A 22,330-nucleotide genomic window follows, 5' to 3' on the forward strand; every position below is an offset into this window, starting at 1 on the left:
GAGCACGTCGTCGGCGCCGCCGCGCACCTCGTCGAGGAGCTGCTGGCCCGCTGCCCGCACCTCACCGTCCTCGCCACCAGCCGCGAACCCCTCGGCGTGCCCGGCGAGGTGCTGCGCCCGGTGGAGCCGCTGCCCGAGCCGGTGGCGCTACGGCTGCTGGCCGAGCGGGGAGCGGCCGTACGGCCCGGTTTCCGGATCGACGCGGACGAGGAGACGGCCGCGGCGTGCGCCGAGATCTGCCGGCGCCTGGACGGCCTGCCCCTCGGCATCGAACTCGCCGCGGCCCGGCTGCGCATGCTCACCCCGCGCCAGATCGCCGACCGGCTCGACGACCGCTTCCGCCTGCTCACCTCGGGCAGCCGTACCGTCCTGCCCCGCCAGCAGACCCTGCGGGCCGTCGTCGACTGGTCCTGGGACCTGCTCGACGAGGACGAGCGGGACGTGCTCGGCCGGCTGTCCGTCTTCGCCGGCGGCTGCGACCTGGCCGCCGCGGAGGCCGTGTGCGGGCCCGCCGCCTTCACCGCCCTCGGCTCCCTCGTCGACAAGTCCCTCGTGGTGGCCGCCCCCGGCCCCGACGGGGAGATGCGCTACCGGCTGCTGGAGACCGTCGCCGAGTACGCGGGCGAACGGCTCGACCAGCGGGCCGGCCGCGCCGACGCCGAGCGCGCCCACCTGACGTACTACCGCGAACTCGCCCGCACCACCGACCCGTTGCTGCGCGGCCCCGACCAGCGCCAGGCCATAGCCCGGTTCGAGCTGGAGTACGAGAACCTGCGCACCGCCCTGCGGCACGCCGTCGCCGAACGCGACGAGCAGGAGGCCCTGTGCCTGATCCTCTCGCTCTTCGCCTACTGGCACATGAGGGACGTGCGCATCGAGGCCCGCAACTGGTGTGTCGAGGTGATGGCGCTCGGCCCGGACCCGTTCACCGACCCGGTGCGCCACGCCGCCCCGGTGTGGCGGCCGTGCACGGACACTCCGCCGCCGATGACCGGCGAGGTGCTCGCCGAGGCCCGGCGCGGCGTCCACCTGGCCCATCTGGCCTGCATGGACACCGAACTGGAAGCGTGGGAGACCCCGGCGGCCAAACGCAAGCTCGAGATCATCTCCGAGGTCTACGAGCCCGGGATGCCGCAGACCTGCCGCGCCCCCGGCATGCTGTGGTTCTTCGCCGTGATCATGACCGGCGACACGGACCGGATGCGCGTCATCGCCGACGCCGCCGTACGCACCTGCCGCAGCGCCCCCGGATTCGAATGGGAGCTCGCCAACGCGTTGCAGATGCGCGCGAACCTGCTGGCCAACCGCTCCGACATGGCCGGCGACGCGCTGCGCGACGCCGAAGAGGCGCTGGAGATCCACCGCCGCCTCGGGGACTCCTGGGGGCTGACGGAGGCTCTCTCCGCGCGCGGTGAGGCCTACGAGCGCAGCGGTCAGTACCTCCGGGCCGCCGCCGACTTCGAGGCGGCCATGGAGCACGCCGAACGCCTCGGCGCGCCGTCCCAGGTCACGATGCTCGGCGCCCGGCTCGGCAGCGCCCTGCTGGAGGCGGGCCAGGGCGAACGCGGCGAACGACTGCTGCGCGAGGTGATCGAGCAGCAGGGCGGCGCCGCCGCCAACGAGGCGACGCCCTTCGCCCGGCTCTTCCTGGCCGGCTGGCTCAGCACCCGTGGCCGCGTTCCCGAGGCACGGGAACAACTGCGGCTGCTGCGCGTGGAGTTCACGCTCTCCCACTTCGTCGTCTTCGACGGTTTCATCCTGGGCATGGAGGCGTGGCTGGACGCGCTCGACGGCCGTCACGAGGACGCCCTGGACAAGGCCCGCCGGGCGTTCCGGCGGGCGCAGGAGCCGCTGTCCCTGACCATCGCGCCCCAGATGCGCTCCTCCTACCTGACCGTCGGCGCCCTGGCCCTCGTCGACGCCGACGGCGGCAGCCGCGCCCACGACGCCGCCCGCTGCCTGGCCGTGGCCGACGGGCTGCTGCCGCCCCAGCACATCCCCTCGGTCCTGGAGCGTCACTGCAGGGACCTGGTGGTGGCGCGGATCCGGGGCGTGCTCGGCGAGGGGGAGTACGAGGCCGCGTACGCCGACGGCGGCGGCCTCTCCCCGGAGGAGGCCGCCGCCCTGCTGTGACCCGTACCGGCCCGCGGGGCGCGTCAGGTCTTGGTACGGAACTTGTGGACGGCCACGGGCGCCATCACCGCCGTGATCGCCACCGACCAGCCCAGCGTCACCCACAGGTCGTGCGCCACGGGGCCGCCGATCATCAGTCCGCGCGACGCGTCCGCGAGCGTGGACAGCGGGTTGTAGTCGGTGAAGGCCTGCAGCCAGCCCGGCATCGACTTGGTCGGCGCGAAGATCGACGAGCCGAACTGGAGCGGGAACAGCACCAGGAAGCCCATCGCCTGCACGGACTGCGCGTTCTTCAGGATCACGCCCAGGGTGAGGAACACCCACATGATCGAGGAGGCGAACACCGCGGACAGGCCGACAGCGGCGAACAGACCGCCCCAGCGGTGGATGTCGAACCCGACCAGTACGGCGACGATCATCAGCACGGTGGTCGCGAACAGCATCCGCACCAGCTCCACCGTGATCTTCGCGAACAGCACCGAGCCGCGGCCGATCGGCAGGGACCGGAAGCGGTCCATGACACCGGAGTTGAAGTCCTGGCTGAAGCCGGTGCCGACACCCTGGGACAGCGTCATGCTCATCATCGCGATCATGCCCGGGATGACGTACTGCACATACCCGTCCTGACCGCCGCCCAGGGCCTGCCCGATCGAGCCGCCGAAGACGTACACGAACAGCAGGGTGAAGACGACCGGCATCAGCAGTGCGTCGAACATCGACTCGGGGTCCTGCTTGATCCACAGCAGGTTGCGGCGGATGAGGGCGCCGGTGTGGCGCAGATGCCCGCGCAGCGGGATCCGGACGTCGGCGGCGGTGGCGCCGGCGGGGGCGGTTGCGGTGGCGGTTGCGGCGGTCGCGCTCATACGGTGATCTCCTCGCGGGCGTCGGCGGGCCGGGCGTCCTGCGGGGCACTGGCGCGGTGGCCGGTGAGGGACAGGAAGACCTCGTCCAGGCTGGGCAGTTCGGTGGTGATGGAGGCGATGGTGATACCGCGCGCGGTGACCGCGCCGACCACGGCGGTCAGCTGCTCGTCGCTGAGGATCGGCACGACCAGGGAGCCGGTCTCGGTGTCCACGGTCGTCGAGGCCAGGCCGGTGATGCCCAGCTCGTCGAGCATCGCCGCGAGCGGGCGCAGCTCCAGCGGGTCGGCCGGACGTACGCGCAGGGTGCGGCCGCCGACCTTCGCCTTGAGCTCCTCGATGCCGCCGTTCGCGATGACCTTGCCGCGGTCGACGACGGTCAGCTCGGAGGCGAGCTGCTCGGCCTCCTCCATGTACTGGGTGGTGAGCAGGACGGTGACGCCGTCGCCGACCATCTCCTTGACCTCGTCCCAGACCTCGTTGCGGGTGCGGGGGTCGAGGCCGGTGGTCGGCTCGTCGAGGTAGAGGACGGCGGGCCGGCCGATCATCGAGGCGGCCAGGTCGAGGCGGCGGCGCATGCCGCCGGAGTACGTGCTCGCCGGGCGGCGGGCGGCCTCGGTGAGGGAGAAGCGCTCCAGCAGTTCGTCGGCGCGGGCGCGGGCGTCCTTGCGGGACAGGTCCAGGAGCCGGCCGATCATGTAGAGGTTCTCCCAGCCCGGGAGCTTCTCGTCCACGGAGGCGTACTGGCCGGTGAGTCCGATCACCCGGCGCAGCTGCCTGGGCTGGCGGACGACGTCGTAGCCGGCGACGGTGGCCTGGCCGGCGTCGGGGGCCAGCAGCGTGGACAGGATGCGTACGAGGGTGGTCTTGCCGGCGCCGTTCGGGCCGAGCACGCCCATCACGGTGCCCTCGCGCACGTCCAGGTCGACGCCGTCCAGCGCCTTGGTCTCGCCGTAGTGCTTGACCAGCCCCCGCACGGTCACGGCGTTGCCCGCGCCGCTGGGCTTGTTGTCGATTCGCGTCATGGCAATGACTGTCCCAGCCCCCACCGACAAAGCGCCGACATCCCACCGACAGGCTGCCGACAGCGTCTGCCGTTCCCTGGGGTGGGGCGCCTACGGGGTGTGGGGGGTGCCTGCGGTTCGTGGGCGGGGCGCCTACGGGGTGTGGGGCGCCTGCGGTCCGTGGGTGGGGGCGCCTGCTGTGTGTGGGTGGGTCGGGGGTGTGGGGGTGGGGTCGGCCCGCCGCACACGGACATACGGCCCGGAGGAGTGGGGTGGGCGGAGGAGGGACCGCAGTACGCGGCGGGCCGCGCCCCACCCCCACACCCCGCTCCCGCCGTCGGGCGGGTGCGGGTCCGTGGTGGCGCGCTGCGTCGGCTGCGGCCGTCGTGGTGGCTGCGGGCAGTGCCGTGCCCGCGGAGCTGCGGGCAGTCGTGCCGCAGGGCGGCACGGGTGGGCGCAGCGGCACCCCGCACGCGCGGTGAGCGCTCCCACCCCAGAGCAGCCCCCACTCAGGTGCACCGCCGAGTCGCCTACGCTCTCGCCGGCTGCCAAGCCCTTCGCGGCAGGGCGTGGGGCAGCGCCCCGTACCAGGTTCGGGCGACGGTGAAGCCCACGGCGAGGCACAGCACGCCGCCCACCGCATCGAGCCAGAAGTGGTTGGCGGTCGCGACGATGACGAGGAGGGTGGCCGCGGGGTACAGGACCGCGAGGACACGTACCCAGGGGACGGCGGTGAGGGCGAAGAGCGTCAGCCCGCACCACAGGGACCAGCCGATGTGCATCGAGGGCATCGCGGCGTACTGGTTGGACATGTGCTTGAGGTCGCCGGAGGCCATGGAGCCCCAGGTGTGGTGGACCTGCACCGTGTCGATGAAGTGGCCGCCGGCCATCAGGCGCGGTGGCGCCAGGGGGAAGAGGTAGTAGCCGAGGAGGGCGACTCCCGTGGTGGCGAAGAGGGCCAGGCGCGCCGCCGCGTAGCGGCCCGGGTGGCTGCGGTAGAGCCAGACCAGCACGCCCACGGTGACCACGAAGTGCAGTGTCGCGTAGTAGTAGTTCATGCCGATGATCAGCCAAGTCACCGAGTCGACGGCATGGTTGATCGTCTGCTCGGCGGCGATGCCCAGTTGGTGCTCCACGTGCCAGACCCGGTCCGCGTTGCCCAGCGCCTTCGCCCGCTGTTCCGGAACCGCGTTGCGGATGAGCGAGTACGTCCAGTAACTGACCGCGATCAGCAGGATCTCGAACCACAGCCGGGGGTGGCGGGGGGTGCGCGGACGACGGGTGGGGGCGGGCGGGGTGTCGTCCGTGGCGGGGTGGGGAAGGGCCTGAAGTTCCGGGCCTTCCGGTCGCGTCACCGTCGTGTCACCCATGGGCACAGAGTCTGCCAGAAAAGACTTCTTGCGCAGATCATCCCCCGGCCGGGTCCGGATCGCATGTCCTGGGGGCGGGACACCCCCTGGGGGCGAGACAGGAGCTAGGCGCGGTTGCGGTCCCCTGGGGCCGATGCCGTGGAGCCGCGTACCACCAGCTCCGGCATGAACACGAACTCGCTGTGCGGCGCCGGTGTCCCGCCGATCTCCTCCAGCAGGGTGCGCACGGCCGCCTGGCCCATCGCCGGGACCGGCTTGCGGATCGTCGTCAGCGGCGGGTCGGTGAAGGCGATCAGGGGGGAGTCGTCGAAGCCGACCACGGAGACGTCCCGGGGCACCTCCAGGCCGCGTTGCCGGGCCGCCCGTATCGCGCCCAGCGCCATCATGTCGCTGGCGCAGACGATCGCCGTGCAGTCGCGGTCGATGAGCGCCGTCGCGGCGGCCTGGCCGCCCTCCAGGGTGTAGAGCGAGTGCTGGACCAGTTCGGACTCGACGACGGCCGGGGTCAGGTCGAGTTGGTCCTGCATCGCCCGGACGAAGCCCTCGATCTTGCGCTGGACCGGGACGAAGCGCTTGGGGCCGAGCGCCAGGCCGATGCGGGTGTGGCCCAGCGAGACGAGGTGGGTGACGGCCAGGGTCATCGCCGCGCGGTCGTCGGGGGAGATGAACGGCGCCTGCACCTTCGGGGAGAAGCCGTCCACCAGGACGTAGGGCACGCCCTGGGCGCGCAGGCGCTCGTAGCGCTCCATGTCGGCCGTGGTGTCCGCGTGCAGACCCGAGACGTAGATGATGCCGGCGACCCCGCGGTCCACCAGCATCTCGGTCAGCTCGTCCTCCGTGGAGCCGCCCGGGGTCTGGGTGGCCAGCACCGGCGTGTAGCCCTGCCGGGTGAGCGCCTGGCCGATGACCTGGGCGAGCGCCGGGAAGATGGGGTTCTCCAGCTCCGGGGTGATCAGGCCCACCAGGCCCTCGCTGCGCTGCCGCAGGCGGACGGGGCGCTCGTAGCCGAGGACGTCGAGCGCGGCCAGCACGGACTGGCGGGTGGTGGCGGCGACGCCCGGCTTCCCGTTGAGGACGCGGCTGACGGTCGCTTCGCTCACCCCCGCCTGCGCGGCGATGTCGGCAAGCCGTGTGGTCACAGCACTGGACTGTACCGGTCGCGATCCCCCGTGCCCACCGATCGGGCGCCTGGTGCGTGCCGTTGTACGGCCCGCTGTGGGCTGCTGCGTCATCGCGTTCCCTCGTGTCGTGGTCGGCGTCCGGTCCCGACGTCCGGTCCGCAACGGGATGATTCCCCCCTCGCCACCGTATGGCAAGAGCTTGCAGAGTCTTGCACAAGTGTCCGAGGGGCCGCCGATCCGCGTGAATTCGGGGGCGCGGGGCCGGGACCGGCAGGTCACGGCGGGGTAACTGTCGCGGCTTCTTGCATTTTTTTTCTGCAAGGTCTTTCGCGCCGCTGACAAGCGCGGCTACTCTCACCGTCGCCCGGCGGCCGCAACGGCGCAGTCGGCAAGTCTGCAGGAGCGGGCGGGACCGCTTCCTGTTCACGGGCTTTCACCCTCAAGGAGAACTCATGCGGCGTGGCATAGCGGCCACCGCGCTGGTGGCGTCCCTCGCCCTCGCGGCGACGGCCTGCGGCGGGAGCGACAGCGGCAGCGACAAGTCCGACGGTCCGGTGACCATCACCTGGTGGGACACCTCCAACGCCACCAACGAGGCGCCGACGTACCAGGCCCTGGTCAAGCAGTTCGAGGCCGCCAACAAGGACATCAAGGTCAAGTACGTCAACGTGCCCTTCGACCAGGCGCAGAACAAGTTCGACACCGCCGCCGGCTCCAAGGGCGCCCCGGACATCCTGCGCTCCGAGGTCGGCTGGACCCCCGCCTTCGCCAAGAAGGGCTACTTCCTGCCGCTGGACGGCACCGAGGCCCTCGCGGACCAGTCCCAGTTCCAGCCCAACCTGATCACGCAGGCCCAGTACGAGGGCAAGACCTACGGCGTGCCGCTGGTCACCGACACCCTGGCCCTGGTCTACAACAAGGCCCTGTTCCAGAAGGCCGGCATCACCGAGGCGCCCAAGACCTGGGACGAGCTGAAGTCCGACGCCGCCAAGATCAAGGACAAGGCCGGCGTCGACGGCTACTGGGGCTCCACCCAGGCCTACTACGCCCAGTCCTTCCTGTACGGCGAGGGCACCGACACCGTCGACGCCGCCGCCAAGAAGATCACGGTGAACTCGCCCACCGCCAAGAAGGCCTACGGCACCTGGCTGAGCACCTTCTCCGGCAAGGGCCTGCACAAGGCCGACGCCACCGCCGACGCCTACGCGCACATCCAGGACGCGTTCGTCAACGGCAAGGTCGCCGCGATCATCCAGGGCCCGTGGGAGATCACCAACTTCTACAAGGGCTCCGCGTTCAAGGACAAGTCCAACCTCGGCATCGCCACCGTCCCGGCCGGCTCCACCGGCAAGGCGGGCGCCCCGACCGGCGGCCACAACCTCTCGGTCTACGCCGGCTCCGACAAGGCCCACCAGGCCGCGGCCCTGAAGTTCGTGAAGTTCATGACCTCGGCGAAGTCCCAGGAGACCATCGCCCTGAAGAACTCCACGCTGCCCACCCGCGGCGACGCCTACACCGCCCAGGTCAAGGCCGACCCCGGCATCGCCGGCTACCAGGGCGTCCTGGCCGCCGCCCAGCCGCGCCCGGCGCTGCCCGAGTACAGCTCCCTGTGGGGCCCGCTCGACACCGAGCTCCCCAAGATCGCCGGCGGCAAGGAGTCCCTGGACAAGGGCCTGAGCAACGCCGAGCTCGCGATCGCCAAGCTGGTGCCCGACTTCAGCAAGTGAGCCCGCGTGGCCGCCGGATTCCCCTGTAAGGGGGAAGGATCCGGCGGCCACCGGCCTGTGCCCAGGCCCGCCCCCTGATCTCCCCGAAGGTGTCGAACATGACAGTCGCCATCGACCGCGCCACCGGCAAGCGCCGCGGTGGCCGCGCGCCGCGGCCCGGCCTGGGCCAGCGCCTCAAGAACGGCTTCCACAGGAACTGGTACGCCTACGCGATGATCGCCCCGGTGGTGGTCGTGCTCGGCGTCCTCGTCGGCTACCCGCTGCTGCGCGGCGGCTACCTCACCCTCACCGACGCCAACAGCCTCAACTCGGCGCGCACCATCGGCGTCAACCACATCGACGCCACCTACAAGTTCATCGGCCTGGACAACTACAAGGACATCCTGTTCGGGCCGACGGCGTACGACCGCTTCTGGTCGCACTTCCTGTGGACCGTCTTCTGGACCGCCGCCTGCGTGGTCCTGCACTACACCATCGGCCTCGGCCTCGCGCTGATGCTCAACCAGAAGCTGCGCGGACGCACCTTCTACCGGCTGATCCTGGTGCTGCCCTGGGCCGTGCCGACCTTCGTGACCGTCTTCTCCTGGCGGATCATGCTCGCCGACTCCGGCGTGCTCAACCAGATCCTCGGCCAGCTCCACCTGCCCCAGCCGCAGTGGCTGGAGGACACCTTCTGGCAGCGGTTCGCCGCGATCATGGTCAACACCTGGTGCGGTGTGCCGTTCATGATGCTCTCGCTGCTCGGCGGTCTTCAGTCCATCGACTCCTCGCTGTACGAGGCCGCGGAGATGGACGGCGCGAGTCCCTGGCAGCGGTTCCGGCACGTCACGCTGCCGGGCCTGCGCTCGGTCAGCTCCACCGTCGTACTGCTGGGCATCATCTGGACCTTCAACCAGTTCGTCATCATCTTCCTGCTGTTCGGCAAGAACTCCGCCCCGGACGCCCAGATCCTCGTCACCTGGGCCTACCAGCTGGGCTTCGGACAGCAGCCGCGGGACTTCGCCCAGTCCGCCGCGTACGGCGTGCTGCTGCTGTCGATCCTGACCGTCTTCACCTCCTTCTACTTCCGCTGGCTGAAGCGCAATGACCAGCTCGCCGTCTGACGCCGCAGGAGCCGCCGCCATGAGCACCACGACCCTCGACAAGACAGCGGCCGGGCCGGCCCCCGCCCCGGCGCGGCCACGCCGCACCCGCCGGCGGGGCGAGCGCGGCCCGCTCGGCGCCGCCCTCCTGCACGGCGGCCTCGCCGTCGCGAGCCTCATCGCGCTGGCCCCGGTGGCCTGGCTCTTCTTCCTGTCGCTCGGTCCCGAGAAGGACGACTACCTGCACCCCGGCAAGATCCTGGGCAAGCTCACCTTCTCCAACTACAGCTTCGTCCTCGAGGACACCGCCTTCTTCGACTGGTTCAAGTCGACGATGATCGTGGCCCTCGGCACCACGCTGATCGGCGTCTTCGTCGCCGCCACCACCGGCTACGCCGTCTCGCGGATGCGCTTTCCCGGTTACAAGCAGCTGATGTGGGTCCTGCTGCTCACGCAGGCCTTCCCGATCGCCATCCTGATCGTGCCGATGTACGACATCTTCAGCGATCTGGGTCTCATCGACACCTACTGGTCCCTGATCATCATCAACTGCACCACGGCCGTGCCCTACAGCGCCTGGCTGCTCAAGGGCTACTTCGACACCATCCCCTTCGAGATCGACGAGGCCGGACGCGTCGACGGGCTCACCCCCTTCGGCACCTTCTTCCGGCTGATCCTGCCGCTGGCCCGCCCGGGCCTGGCCGTGGCCGCCTTCTACAACTTCATCACCGCCGTCGGCGAGGTCGCGTTCGCCACCACCTTCCTGCTGGACGACTCGAAGTACACCTTCGCCGTCGGACTGCAGAGCTTCGTCAGCGAGCACGACGCCCAGTGGAACTACATGGCCGCCACCGCGGTGCTGATCGCGATACCCGTGTCGGTGTTCTTCTACCTCGTGCAGAGGAACCTCGTCACCGGCCTCACCTCGGGCGGCACCAAGGGCTGACGCCCCGCCCACCGGAGCAGGACTCCCGCGTGCCCCGAGCGCGCGGGTAGGCGGCCGCGGTGCCCATCCGACCCCGCTGACACCGCGGCCGCCTCGCACCCCCGGCCCGCCCGAGCCGCCGTACCCACGCCCACAATGACCCTGTTACGTACCAAGGACGCCATGAGCCAGCAGCACACTGCAGCCCCGGCCGACGACTCCGCCGTCGCCACCGTCGCCGACCGCCGCGACTGGTGGCGGGACGCGGTGATCTACCAGGTCTATCCGCGCAGCTTCGCCGACAGCAACGGCGACGGCATGGGCGATCTGGAGGGTGTCCGCTCCCGCCTGCCGTACCTGCGCGACCTCGGTGTGGACGCCGTGTGGCTCAGCCCCTTCTACGCCTCCCCGCAGGCCGACGCCGGCTACGACGTCGCCGACTACCGGGCCGTCGACCCCATGTTCGGCAACCTGCTCGACGCCGACGCGCTGATCCGCGACGCCCACGGACTGGGCCTGAGGATCATCGTCGACCTCGTGCCCAACCACTCCTCCGACCAGCACGAGTGGTTCAAGCGCGCCGTGGCTGAGGGCCCCGGCTCCCCGCTGCGCGAGCGCTACCACTTCCGTCCCGGCAAGGGGAAGCACGGCGAGCTCCCGCCGAACGACTGGGAGTCGATCTTCGGCGGACCGGCCTGGACCCGGGTCACCGAACCGGACGGCACCCCGGGCGAGTGGTACCTGCACCTGTTCGCCCCCGAGCAGCCCGACTTCAACTGGGAGCACCCGGCCGTCGGCGACGAGTTCCGCTCGATCCTGCGCTTCTGGCTGGACATGGGCGTCGACGGCTTCCGCATCGACGTGGCCCACGGCCTGGTCAAGGCCGACGGCCTGCCCGACCTCGGCACCCACGACCAGCTGAAGCTGCTGGGCAACGATGTCATGCCGTTCTTCGACCAGGACGGCGTGCACGAGGTGTACCGGCAGTGGCGCAAGGTGCTCGACGAGTACGCGGGCGAGAAAATCTTCGTCGCCGAGGCGTGGACGCCGACCGTCGAGCGCACCGCGAACTACGTCCGCCCCGACGAGCTCCACCAGGCCTTCAACTTCCAGTACCTGGGCACGGACTGGGACGCCGGGCAGCTGCGTACGGTCATCGACCGCACCCTCGAGGCGATGCGCCCGGTCGGCGCCCCCGCCACCTGGGTGCTGTCGAACCACGACGTCACCCGGCACGCCACCCGCTTCGCCAACCCGCCCGGCCTCGGCACCCAGATCCGCACGGCGGGCGACCGCGCGCTGGGCCTGCGCAGGGCCAGGGCCGCCACTCTCCTCATGCTCGCCCTGCCCGGCTCGGCCTACGTCTACCAGGGCGAGGAACTGGGCCTGCCGGACGTCGTCGACCTGCCCGACGAGGTGCGCCAGGACCCGGCGTACTTCCGCGGCGCCGGCCAGGACGGCTTCCGCGACGGCTGCCGGGTGCCGATCCCGTGGACCCGCGCGGGCTCCTCGTACGGCTTCGGCGGCGGGGGCAGCTGGCTGCCGCAGCCCACGACCTGGGGCGAGCTGAGCGTCGAGGCCCAGCAGGGCGTGCCCGGCTCCACCCTGGAGCTGTACCGCTCCGCGCTGAGCGTCCGCCGTGCGCGGCCCGACCTCGGCGCGGGCGACTCGGTCCAGTGGCTGCGCGCCCCCGAGGGCGTCCTGGCCTTCCGGCGCGGCGACTTCGTCTGCGTGGCCAACACGACGGGCGAGTCCGTGACGACCCCGTCCTACGGGCGGGTCCTGCTCGCCAGCGGCGAGTTCACCGAGGCCGACGACGAGACGAAGGTCCCGGCCGACACGACGGTGTGGTGGACCACGGCCTGACGGCCGCTCCGCAAAACTTTTGGCCTCAACTTCCTCCGGCCCGCTGCCCTTTCCGGCAGCGGGCCCTTACCATCTGCGTCACGGAAATTCTTGCTGGAGCTTTCAGCAAGCGCCTTCAACGAGCCTTCAACGGAGAAGGACCCCCACATGGCACGCAGATCCCTTTCCGGCGCCCTCGCGCTCGCGGCGGCCACCATTGTCATGACCCCGACGACCGCCGACGCCTCCCCGCCCGGCACCAAGGACGTCACCGCCGTCCTCTTCGAGTGGAACTACGCCTCCGTCGCCAAGGAGTGCACCAGCACCCTCGGACCGGCCGGCTACGGCTACGTCCAGGTCTCCCCGCCCGCCGAGCACATACAGGGCTCGCAGTGGTGGACGTCGTACCAGCCGGTCAGCTACAAGATCGCAGGGCGGCTCGGCGACCGCGCCTCGTTCCAGAACATGGTCAGCACCTGTCACGCGTCCGGAGTGAAGGTCGTCGTCGACACCGTCATCAACCACATGTCCGCGGGCAGCGGCACCGGCACCGGCGGCTCCTCGTACACGAAGTACGACTACCCCGGCCTGTACTCGGTCTACGACTTCGACGACTGCACCGCCCAGGTCAGCAACTACCAGGACCGCTGGAACGTCCAGCACTGCGAACTGGTGGGCCTCGCCGACCTCGACACCGGCGAGGAGTACGTCCGCAAGACCATCGCCGGCTACATGAACGACCTGCTCTCCCTCGGCGTCGACGGCTTCCGCATCGACGCGGCCAAGCACATCGACGCGGCCGACCTGGCGAACATCAAGTCCCGCCTGACCAACCCGAACGCCTACTGGAAGCAGGAGGTCATCTACGGCGCCGGCGAGGCCGTCCAGCCCACCGAGTACACCGGCAACGGCGACGTCCAGGAGTTCCGCTACGCCTACGACCTCAAGCGGGTCTTCAACAACGAGAACCTCGCCTACCTCAAGAACTACGGTGAGGGCTGGGGCTACCTGAGCAACTCGGTCGCCGGCGTCTTCGTCGACAACCACGACACCGAGCGCAACGGCTCCACGCTCAACTACAAGGACGGCGCCAACTACACCCTGGCCAACGTCTTCATGCTCGCCTGGCCCTACGGCGCGCCCGACATCAACTCCGGCTACGAGTGGTCCGACCCGGACGCGGGCCCGCCGAACGGCGGTCAGGTGGGCGCCTGCTGGCAGGACGGCTGGAAGTGCCAGCACAAGTGGCCCGAGATCATGTCCATGGTCGCCTTCCGCAACGCCACCCGCGGCCAGGCGGTCACCAACTGGTGGGACGACGGCGCCGACGCGATCGCCTTCGGCCGCGGCAGCAAGGGCTACGTCGCCATCAACCACGAGTCGTACACCCTGACCCGCACCTACCAGACGTCCCTCCCGGCGGGCACGTACTGCAACGTGCAGAACAGGACATCGGTGACGGTGAACTCCAGCGGGCAGTTCACCGCCTCCCTCGGCGCGAACACGGCGCTGGCGATCTACGCCGGCAAGCCGAGCTGCTGAACCCGTCCGCGCCCCGGGGCCCACCGCGTCGACGCCGTGGGCCCCAGGGCCGACCGGAGCAACCGCGCGTGCGCGGTCCCGGCTCCGGTCCGAGGCTGGTCGCATGAGCATCCGTCCCTGGGTCGTCGTGGAGGCACCGGACGGCCGTGGCCTTCGCCGGGTCACCGTGGGCGGCGACACCGTGGGCAGTACCTGGTCGCTGCGTGAGCTGCGCGGCATGCTGGACCGTCTCGGTCACCCGGACGTGGACGTGACGGACCCGGCATCGGTGTACTGGCGCGGCGGGGACAGCGGTACGTGGCCCGACCGGGCCTGGAGACGACGCACGGCCGGCCTCCTCGTGCTGGCCGGACTGCTCGCGTCCGCGGTCCTGAGCGGATTGATCGGATGGCCGGACGCCTCCGGCGCGCTGACGTTCGCGCAACGGGTGACCGGGGCCCTGTTCGTCCTGTTCGGTCTGGTGCAGGTCGCGGCGGCGGTCTCGGTGCTCGACTTCTGGGGGAAACGGCAGTCGAGGATGTCCGGTGCGATCGTCCTGCTCGGCGTCCTCATATCGCTGGCCACCGACAGCCTTCTCCTCCTGATGTGGCTCGACGAGAGGCAGTACACGCCCTACCTGGCGGCCTTCGCGCCGCTGTGGTGCTGGTCGGTGTGGGCGCTCGTCCTGCTGCTCCGGGAGAGGCCGTGGAAGGGTGTTCCGCAACCGAGGAGATTCGCCGCCGGAGTGTTCGCATCGGTCCTCTTCACGACGCTCAGCCTTGCCTATTCCACCCTGTACCAGCCCACGGTCGCCCCCATGCACTTCACTCTGAAGGCGGAGTTCGGCACCGCGCGGGCGGACCGCCGACTCCCGTTCGTCCAGGTCCCGCTGAAACTCTCCGTCAAGAACACCGGAGCGTATGCGGTGTACATCATCATCGATGATTTCACGATCTACGGCAGAACCGCCACGTACTCGGAGCAGGGATCCTCGTCGGTGAAGGAGTGGAGGCAGAGTTTCGGCGAGGGGTATGAGGAGGCGGAACGCCACGTCGATCGACTCGCTTTCTCCCGTATGAGCAGCGGGCGATTCTACGAGCCCGGCACTCTGCTCGAAAGCGGGCAGGAAGACACCCGGGAGCACGTGTTCCAGCTCCCCATGGACGCGAAGTACGACCTGCTCGACGTCGAACTCCAGCTCACCTACATGAGAAAGGAACGGGGACGGATCGACGTGGAGGAGTTCAAGAAGAAGCGGGCGTCGTGGAAGGAGAGGAAGGGCACGACGTGCATCGCGAACCAGTGCGGGGACAGGCTCATGTACCTGGGCAGAGTGCGCCACAACAACAACCTGGTCAACGTGACCCGCGGCACGCATTACGTCCTGGCGACCTGGTCGCCGAAGGACGCTCCGGTGTACTCCATTTCCACCTACCACCTCGACGGCAGGGGGATCGACAATGCGGAGGAGAAGGAGGACCTGGCCAGGTTCGGTGTCTCGACGGTCGAAGCGGACTCAGAGGTGTCCCTGGCCGAGCTGATGAGGTCTATTCCTTCTCCTCGGCCTTCTTGACCCAGGTACCCGACTGGATCCCCGAGTCCTTGTCGAGCTGCAGAGCGGCCCGCAGGCAGTGGAGCGCCGGAGTGCCGAGGGTCCCGAAGAGTTCCCTTGCCGGTACCGTTTCGGCGAGCCCGGGAACGAGCCGTTCGACTTCCATCGGGGCGTCGGCGAACGCGTCGTTGCGCAACTGGGTGAGGACGTCGAGGACGTCGTTCCCCTTTTCCTTGGACTTCCAGAAGTCCTTGACGCCTTCCGTGCTCCACTTCTTGGGAAGCAGGGTCTTCAGATTCCTGCCGAGTGTGTCCTGCGGGGCGGAGTCGAAGACGGCGTTGGTGCAGACCTCGGCCGCCTTGCCGAGCGGGACGTCCGGCAGGCCGTGAGCGGAGATCACCTCCTCCAGCTTCCGCTCCATGCTGTCGATCCGCCGGTCCGCCTCTTGCCGGGCCTTGTCCCGTTCCTCGTCCGACGCCGTGGGGTCGTCGGCCTTGTTCACCGACGCGCTTGCCTCGTGCGCGCTCTGCGCCAGTTCCTTCTTCCCGTCGTCGGGCGTGCTCGGGTCGCTGCTCTCGGCCACCACCACCGCCACCGACTGCGCGGCTTCATGTGACTGTCGGGCGGCTTGCCGTAGCTGCTGGGTGGGTTCCCCCGACCGCCGGGCAGGCCGCTGCACGGCGGACAGCGCGCCGCTCGCGGCTCCGGCCAGATCGTTCCGCAGACCGTGCGGCGTCCTGCTGTCGCCGATCGCGCGGAGAGCGGGCGCCGTTCTGTCCGCGACGAAGAAGGCCGTGCGCCGGTCCTCGGGCGCCAACCCCGGGCGGTTCGCCGCGTCCAGTGTGGAGGTCACCTGTTTCACGAGTCCGGTCAGCTGTCCCCGCACCGCGCCAGGAGTCCCGGGATCGGCGATGACCTTCAGTGCGGAACTCACCGCCCGCGCGCTCCGGATGACGGCATCGCGTTCCTGCGGCGGGGTCTTCGGGTCCTGCACCGCCCGCAGACTGGCGGTCAGTTGCCCGACGCTCGGGACCAGCTCCTGGGGAACCTGCTCCTTCTGACGGTCCAGGTCCGCCGTCACCTTGTCGGTCTCTTCCTTCTGCCGCGTCGCGGCATCGGACGCCGAGGTGCCGTTCCCGCTCGGACCGGGCGACTCCTCGGTCTGTGACGTGCCGCCGGGGCTCGGCGTCCCGGTCGGTCGCGAAGGCGTGCCCGACGGCTGGGTCGGCGTCGTCGAGGGCGTGGTGACCGGCGTCGACGGGCCGGGTGGCGGCGTGGCCGGTGGAGCGCTGGGCGTCGGGTTCGCAGGCTCGGGCGAGGGGGGCGCCGACCCCCTGGGCGCGGCCGCTCCGGTCTCGCCGTGGACGTCGGGCGCGGGCCTCGCGCTCACCGGACCTGTGGGTGAGGCGAGTACCGCGGCCAGCGCGGACGCGCTGGTCAGGCGGAGGAAACGTCGCCGGGTGGTGCTGGCCATCATCGATCCGAACGGGCTCTGCGTCGCACTGCTTCGGCCGCCCCCTGCTGTCCACGCTCACTCCTGGAACAGCGTGGCGCAACCCGGACCGCCCGCAGCGGCGGCTGCCGCTTCCCGCAACTCCCTTCCCCCGCCACCTTCACGAGTGCGGTGAAAGTTCTTGCTGGGGCTTTCACGCCTCTTGCTGTAAGGCTTTCGCCAGCGATACGGTCACGCGGCGCGCCCGGCACCGCGGTCGTGCCGCGGCGCGGGGGTCGGACCCAGAAGAGCCGTAATCGCTAGGAGTTACCGCCTGTGATACCGAGATGGCCGGCGCCCCGTACGCGCCGTACCCCGCGAGCGAGAAGGGCAGCGGCCGTCACCGCCGCCGCCCTCGCCGCCGCCCTGATCCAGCCACTGGCGGCCCGGGCCGCCACCCCGCCGGCACCCCCCTCGGACGCGGCGCTCGCCGCCCAGCCCGCCCGGCACGACGACACCCGCGAGCAGTTCTACTTCGTCATGCCGGACCGTTTCGCCAACGGTGACAGGTCCAACGACAAGGGCGGACTGACCGGTTCCCGGCTCGCCACCGGCTACGACCCCACCGACAAGGGCTTCTACCAGGGCGGCGACCTCAAGGGCCTGACCGACCGGCTGGACTACATCAAGGGCCTGGGCACCACCGCCATCTGGCTGGCGCCCATCTTCAAGAACCAGCCCGTGCAGGGCACCGGCAAGGACGCCTCGGCCGGCTACCACGGCTACTGGATCACCGACTTCACCCAGGTCGATCCGCACTTCGGCACCAACAAGGACCTGGCCGGCCTCATCTCCAAGGCGCACGCCAAGGGCATGAAGGTCTTCTTCGACGTCATCACCAACCACACGGCCGACGTCGTCGACTACGAGGGCCAGTCCCACCAGTACCTCTCCAAGGGCGCCTTCCCCTATCTGACCAAGGACGGCCGGCCCTTCGACGACGCCGACTACGCGGTCGGCGGCCGCAAGTTCCCCGCCGTCGACGGCTCTTCCTTCCCGTACACGCCGACCGTTCCCGCCGCGAAGAAGAACCTCAAGGTCCCCTCGTGGCTCAACGACCCGACGATGTACCACAACCGCGGCGACTCCACCTACGCCGGCGAGAACGCCACCTACGGCGACTTCTCCGGCCTCGACGACCTGTGGACCGAGCGCCCCGAGGTCGTCAGCGGCATGGAGAAGATCTACGAGCGCTGGGTGCGGGACTTCGGCGTCGACGGCTTCCGCATCGACACCGTCAAGCACGTGAACATGGAGTTCTGGACCCAGTGGGCGACCGCGCTCGACAAGTACGCCGCCCAGCACGGCCGTAGGAACTTCTTCATGTACGGCGAGGTCTACTCCGCCGACACCTCCGTCACGGCCCCCTACGTCACCCAGGGCCGCCTCGACGCCACCCTCGACTTCCCCTTCCAGGACGCGGCCCGCGCCTACGCCTCACAGGGCGGCAGCGCGAAGAAGCTCGCCTCCGTCTTCGGCGACGACTACAAGTACACGACCGACAAGGCCAACGCCTACGAGCAGGTCACCTTCCTCGGCAACCACGACATGGGCCGCATCGGGTCCTTCCTGGAGCAGGACAACCCGAAGGCGGACGACGCCGAGATCCTCAAGAAGGACGAGCTCGCCAACGAGCTGATGTTCCTCAGCCGAGGCAACCCCGTCGTCTACTACGGCGACGAGCAGGGCTTCACCGGCTCCGGCGGCGACAAGGACGCCCGCCAGACCATGTTCGCCTCCAAGGTCGCCGACTACCTCGACGACGACGAGATCGGCACCGACCGCACCCACGCGAGCGACTCCTACGACACCGGCGCGCCGCTGTACCGGCAGATCGCCGATCTGGCGAAGCTGCGCAAGGACAACCCGGCCCTCACCGACGGCGTCCAGACCGAGCGGTACGCGGCCGACGGCGCCGGTGTCTACGCCTTCACCCGCACGGACGCGAAGAGCGGCGCCGAGTACGTCGTCGCCCTCAACAACGCCGACGAGGACCGGAGCGCCACCTTCGCCACCGGCTCCGCCGACATGGCGTACCAGGGCATCTACGGCACCAAGGCCACCGTGACCTCCGACGCCGCCCGCAAGGTCACCGTCACCGTCCCGGCCGGGTCCGCCGTCGTCCTCAAGGCCGCAGGCCGGCTCGAGGCCCCGGCCGTCAAGCCGGCGATCGGCCTCACGGCCCCGGCCGCCGGAGCCACGGGCACCGTCGACCTGAGCGCCGACGTCACCGGCGGACAGCTGAACCGGGTGGTCTTCGCCGCCCAGGTGGGCGACGGGCCCTGGAAGGTCCTCGGCTCCGCCGACCACGCCCCCTACAAGGTCACCCAGACCCTCGACAAGACCGTGCCGGCCGGCACCGCCCTGCGCTACAAGGCGGTCGTCGTGGACTCGGCCGGGCGCACGGCGAGCACCACCGCGGCCTCCACCACCGGCACCCCGCCCGCCCCCGAGGTCCCCACCGCCTCCTCCCGCGACTACGCGATCGTCCACTACAAGCGCGCCGACGGCGACTACGCGGACTGGGGCCTGTACGCCTGGGGCGACCTCGCCGACGGCGAGGCGACCACCTGGCCCGCGAGCCACCCCTTCACCGGCCGCGACGCCTACGGCGCCTTCGCCTACGTCAGGCTCAAGCCGGGCGCCTCGAACGTCGGCTTCCTGGTGATCGACAAGGACGGGAACAAGGACGTCTCCGCCGACCGGTCCATCGACGTCACCAGGACGGGCGAGGTCTGGGTCGAACAGGGCAAGGAGGCCGTCCAGACCACCCGGCCCGCCGACTACCCCGCGCAGGACACCACCAAGGCCGTCCTCCACTACCACCGCGCCGACGGGAACTACGACGGCTGGGGCCTGCACGTGTGGACCGGCGCCGCGAACCCCACCGACTGGTCGAAACCCCTCCAGCCGGTCAAGACTGACTCCTATGGCGCGGTCTTCGAGGTACCGCTCACCGACGGTGCCACCAGCCTCAGCTACATCCTGCACAAGGGCGACGAGAAGGACCTGCCCACCGACCAGTCCCTGGACCTCACGGCGGCGAACGGCCATGAGGTGTGGCTGGTGAGCGGGCAGGACAAGCCGCTGCTGCCGCAGCCCACGGGCAGCGCCGGCGCCCTGGACCTGTCCACGTCCAAGGCGGTCTGGATCGACCGGGACACCGTCGCGTGGAACGGCGCCGACGGCGCCGCCTCCACCCAGCTGCTCTACTCCGCCGACGGCTCGATCACCGTCAAGGACGGGGCCCTGACCAGCGACGACGAGCGCTGGCTGCGCCTTACGAAGACCACGCTCACGGACGCGCAGAAGGCGAAGTTCCCCCATCTGAAGGAGTACACCGCCTGGTCCGTCGACCCGCGCGACCGCGACCGGGTGCGGCAGGCCCTGCGCGGCCAGGTCGTCGCCTCCCAGCGGGCCGCGAACGGGGCCGTGCTCGCGGCTACGGGCGTCCAGCTCGCCGGCGCGCTCGACGACCTCTACTCGGGCAGCGCCACCAAGGCCCAGCTCGGTCCCGTCTTCCACCACGGCCGGCCCACCCTGAGCGTGTGGGCGCCGACCGCGCAGAACGTGGCCCTGGAGCTGGACGGCCACAGCGTCGCCATGCGCCGCGACGACACCACCGGCGTCTGGTCCGTCACCGGCCCGGCGTCCTGGAAGGGCAAGCCCTACCGGTACGTCGTGAAGGTGTGGGCGCCGAGCGTCCGCCAGGTCGTCACCAACAAGGTCACCGACCCCTACTCGGTCGCCCTCACCGCGAACAGCGAGCGCAGCCTCGTCGCCGACCTCGACGACAAGGCGCTGGCGCCGAGCGGCTGGTCGCACCTGGCCAAGCCGAAGGCCGTACCGCTGCGCGACGCCCAGATCCAGGAGCTGCACATCCGCGACTTCTCGGTCGCCGACAAGACCGTCCCGGCCAAGGACCAGGGCACCTACCTGGCCTTCACCGACAAGGACAGCGACGGCTCGAGGCATCTGCGGGACCTGGCGAAGGCGGGCACGTCCTACGTCCACCTGCTGCCGGCCTTCGACATCGCCACCATCCCGGAGAAGAAGGCCGACCAGGCGGTCCCGGACTGCGACCTGGCCTCCTGGCCGGCCGACTCCGAGCAGCAGCAGGCGTGCGTGGCGAAGACCGCCGCGAAGGACGCCTACAACTGGGGCTACGACCCCTACCACTACACGGTCCCCGAGGGCTCCTACGCCACCGAACCGGACGGCACGGCCCGCACCGTGCAGTTCCGCGAGATGGTGCAGGCGCTCAACCAGGACGGGCTGAGGGTCGTCATGGACGTCGTCTACAACCACACGGCGGCCAGCGGCCAGGCGGACACCTCCGTCCTCGACAAGATCGTGCCCGGCTACTACCAGCGGCTTCTCGCCGACGGCTCGGTGGCCAACAGCACCTGCTGCTCCAACACCGCGCCCGAGAACGCCATGATGGGCAAGCTGGTCGTGGACTCGATCGTCACCTGGGCCAAGGAGTACAAGGTCGACGGGTTCCGCTTCGACCTCATGGGCCACCACCCCAAGGCCAACATCCTGGCGGTCAGGAAGGCCCTCGACGCGCTGACCCCGGAAAAGGACGGCGTGGACGGCAAGAAGATCATCCTGTACGGGGAGGGCTGGAACTTCGGCGAGGTCGCGAACGACGCACGGTTCGTGCAGGCCACGCAGCAGAACATGGCCGGCACCGGCATCGCCACCTTCTCCGACCGGGCCCGTGACGCGGTGCGCGGCGGCAGCCCCTTCGACTCGGACCCGGGCATCCAGGGCTTCGCGTCCGGGCTCTACACCGACCCGAACTCCTCCACGGCCAACGGCACCAAGGACGAGCAGAAGGCCCGTCTGCTGCACTACCAGGACCTGATCAAGGTCGGCCTGACCGGCAACCTCGCCAAGTACCACTTCACGGACACCGACGGCAAGGAGGTCACCGGCGCGGAGATCGACTACAACGGCTCGCCCGCCGGCTACGCGGACGCGCCCGGCGACGCCCTCGCCTACGTCGACGCGCACGACAACGAGTCCCTGTTCGACGCGCTGACCTACAAACTGCCCGCCTCGACGAGCGCCGCCGACCGGGCCCGGATGCAGGTCCTGGCCATGGCGACGGCGACGCTCTCGCAGGGCCCGGCGCTCTCCCAGGCCGGCACCGACCTGCTGCGCTCGAAGTCGCTGGACCGCAACTCCTTCGACAGCGGCGACTGGTTCAACGCGATCCACTGGAACTGCGCGGACGGCAACGGCTTCGGGCGCGGACTGCCCATGGCCGCCGACAACAAGGACAAGTGGCCCTACGCCAAGCCGCTGCTGACCTCGGTGAAGGTGGGCTGCCCCCAGATCGAGGGCGCCTCGGCCGCCTACCGGGACCTGTTGAAGATCCGTACGGCCGAGCAGGCGTTCTCGCTGGGCACGACGGCGCAGGTGCAGTCGCGGCTGTGCTTCCCGCTGTCGGGGAAGGACGAGACCCCGGGCGTGATCACCATGAGCCTCGGTGACCTGGTCGTGGTGTTCAACGCCACGCCCGAGCGGCAGGAGCAGCGCGTCACCACGCTCGCCGGGGAGCACTACCGGCTGCACCCGGTGCAGGCCTCGGGCGCGGACCCGGTGGTGAAGACCTCGTCGTACACGGCGTCGACCGGCACGTTCAGCGTTCCGGCCCGTACGGTCGCGGTGTTCACGAACTAGGCTGAAG

The 22,330-nt window shown here is 70.2% G+C and carries 12 protein-coding genes and 1 pseudogene; 8 read left to right on the forward strand and 5 right to left on the reverse strand.

Going from position 1 to position 22,330, the window contains the following annotated elements; all coding sequences use genetic code 11:
- Positions 1–2,133 (forward strand): annotated as a pseudogene (locus tag ABZ484_RS19420) (AfsR/SARP family transcriptional regulator); the annotation flags it as partial.
- A gap of 23 nt (positions 2,134–2,156) precedes the next feature.
- On the opposite strand, the gene ABZ484_RS19425 reads toward ABZ484_RS19420, so the two are convergent.
- From ABZ484_RS19425 to ABZ484_RS19440, 4 genes are all read right to left on the reverse strand, one after another.
- Positions 2,157–2,996, reverse strand: a complete 840-nt coding sequence (locus tag ABZ484_RS19425) for an ABC transporter permease (RefSeq protein ID WP_358867119.1) — start codon at positions 2,994–2,996, stop codon at positions 2,157–2,159.
- A complete protein-coding gene (locus tag ABZ484_RS19430; RefSeq protein ID WP_358867120.1) occupies positions 2,993–4,018 on the reverse strand; it encodes an ATP-binding cassette domain-containing protein in 1,026 nt (341 codons plus the stop codon). The genes ABZ484_RS19425 and ABZ484_RS19430 overlap by 4 nt, the downstream gene beginning before the upstream one ends.
- 509 nt (positions 4,019–4,527) lie before the next feature.
- Complete coding sequence (locus ABZ484_RS19435; protein ID WP_358867121.1) at positions 4,528–5,367, reverse strand: phosphatase PAP2 family protein; 840 nt, start codon at positions 5,365–5,367, stop codon at positions 4,528–4,530.
- Between the two features lie 104 nt (positions 5,368–5,471).
- A complete protein-coding gene (locus ABZ484_RS19440) occupies positions 5,472–6,506 on the reverse strand; it encodes a LacI family DNA-binding transcriptional regulator (protein ID WP_358867122.1) in 1,035 nt (344 codons plus the stop codon).
- A gap of 434 nt (positions 6,507–6,940) precedes the next feature.
- On the opposite strand from ABZ484_RS19440, the gene ABZ484_RS19445 reads away from it, so the two are divergent.
- The 6 genes from ABZ484_RS19445 (at position 6,941) to ABZ484_RS19470 (ending at position 15,161) form a co-directional block, all read left to right on the forward strand.
- Positions 6,941–8,215, forward strand: coding sequence for an extracellular solute-binding protein (locus tag ABZ484_RS19445; protein WP_358867123.1), 1,275 nt, complete (start codon positions 6,941–6,943; stop codon positions 8,213–8,215).
- A gap of 98 nt (positions 8,216–8,313) precedes the next feature.
- Positions 8,314–9,318, forward strand: coding sequence for a sugar ABC transporter permease (locus ABZ484_RS19450; protein WP_358867124.1), 1,005 nt, complete (start codon positions 8,314–8,316; stop codon positions 9,316–9,318).
- Between the two features lie 19 nt (positions 9,319–9,337).
- Complete coding sequence (locus ABZ484_RS19455; protein WP_358867125.1) at positions 9,338–10,243, forward strand: ABC transporter permease subunit; 906 nt, start codon at positions 9,338–9,340, stop codon at positions 10,241–10,243.
- A gap of 162 nt (positions 10,244–10,405) precedes the next feature.
- Positions 10,406–12,088, forward strand: a complete 1,683-nt coding sequence (locus ABZ484_RS19460; protein ID WP_358867126.1) for a glycoside hydrolase family 13 protein — start codon at positions 10,406–10,408, stop codon at positions 12,086–12,088.
- Between the two features lie 147 nt (positions 12,089–12,235).
- Positions 12,236–13,609, forward strand: coding sequence for an alpha-amylase family protein (locus ABZ484_RS19465; protein ID WP_358867127.1), 1,374 nt, complete (start codon positions 12,236–12,238; stop codon positions 13,607–13,609).
- A gap of 217 nt (positions 13,610–13,826) precedes the next feature.
- Entirely contained in the window at positions 13,827–15,161 is a 1,335-nt protein-coding gene (locus tag ABZ484_RS19470) for a hypothetical protein (RefSeq protein WP_358867128.1), read from the forward strand.
- Here ABZ484_RS19470 and ABZ484_RS19475 read toward each other — a convergent pair.
- Positions 15,136–16,221: a hypothetical protein gene (locus ABZ484_RS19475; RefSeq protein ID WP_358867129.1), complete on the reverse strand. Its 1,086-nt coding sequence runs from the start codon at positions 16,219–16,221 to the stop codon at positions 15,136–15,138. The genes ABZ484_RS19470 and ABZ484_RS19475 overlap by 26 nt on opposite strands.
- Positions 16,222–16,908: 687 nt before the next feature.
- Between ABZ484_RS19475 and pulA the strand changes: the two genes are divergently transcribed.
- Positions 16,909–22,323, forward strand: a complete 5,415-nt coding sequence (gene pulA / locus ABZ484_RS19480) for a pullulanase-type alpha-1,6-glucosidase (protein ID WP_358867130.1) — start codon at positions 16,909–16,911, stop codon at positions 22,321–22,323.
- Positions 22,324–22,330 lie beyond the last annotated feature (7 nt).

This window comes from Streptomyces sp. NPDC006393, from assembly GCF_040628575.1.
Taxonomy (GTDB): Bacteria; Actinomycetota; Actinomycetes; order Streptomycetales; family Streptomycetaceae; genus Streptomyces.

Bases quoted from the DNA above. Each gene is read 5' to 3' on its own strand.
- ABZ484_RS19460 (WP_358867126.1), top strand. From the start codon at position 10,406: ATGAGCCAGCAGCACACTGCAGCCCCGGCCGACGACTCCGCCGTCGCC.
- ABZ484_RS19455 (WP_358867125.1), top strand. From the start codon at position 9,338: ATGAGCACCACGACCCTCGACAAGACAGCGGCCGGGCCGGCCCCCGCC.
- ABZ484_RS19425 (WP_358867119.1), bottom strand. From the start codon at position 2,996: ATGAGCGCGACCGCCGCAACCGCCACCGCAACCGCCCCCGCCGGCGCC.
- ABZ484_RS19470 (WP_358867128.1), top strand. From the start codon at position 13,827: ATGCTGGACCGTCTCGGTCACCCGGACGTGGACGTGACGGACCCGGCA.
- ABZ484_RS19435 (WP_358867121.1), bottom strand. From the start codon at position 5,367: ATGGGTGACACGACGGTGACGCGACCGGAAGGCCCGGAACTTCAGGCC.
- ABZ484_RS19465 (WP_358867127.1), top strand. From the start codon at position 12,236: ATGGCACGCAGATCCCTTTCCGGCGCCCTCGCGCTCGCGGCGGCCACC.
- ABZ484_RS19430 (WP_358867120.1), bottom strand. From the start codon at position 4,018: ATGACGCGAATCGACAACAAGCCCAGCGGCGCGGGCAACGCCGTGACC.
- ABZ484_RS19445 (WP_358867123.1), top strand. From the start codon at position 6,941: ATGCGGCGTGGCATAGCGGCCACCGCGCTGGTGGCGTCCCTCGCCCTC.
- ABZ484_RS19450 (WP_358867124.1), top strand. From the start codon at position 8,314: ATGACAGTCGCCATCGACCGCGCCACCGGCAAGCGCCGCGGTGGCCGC.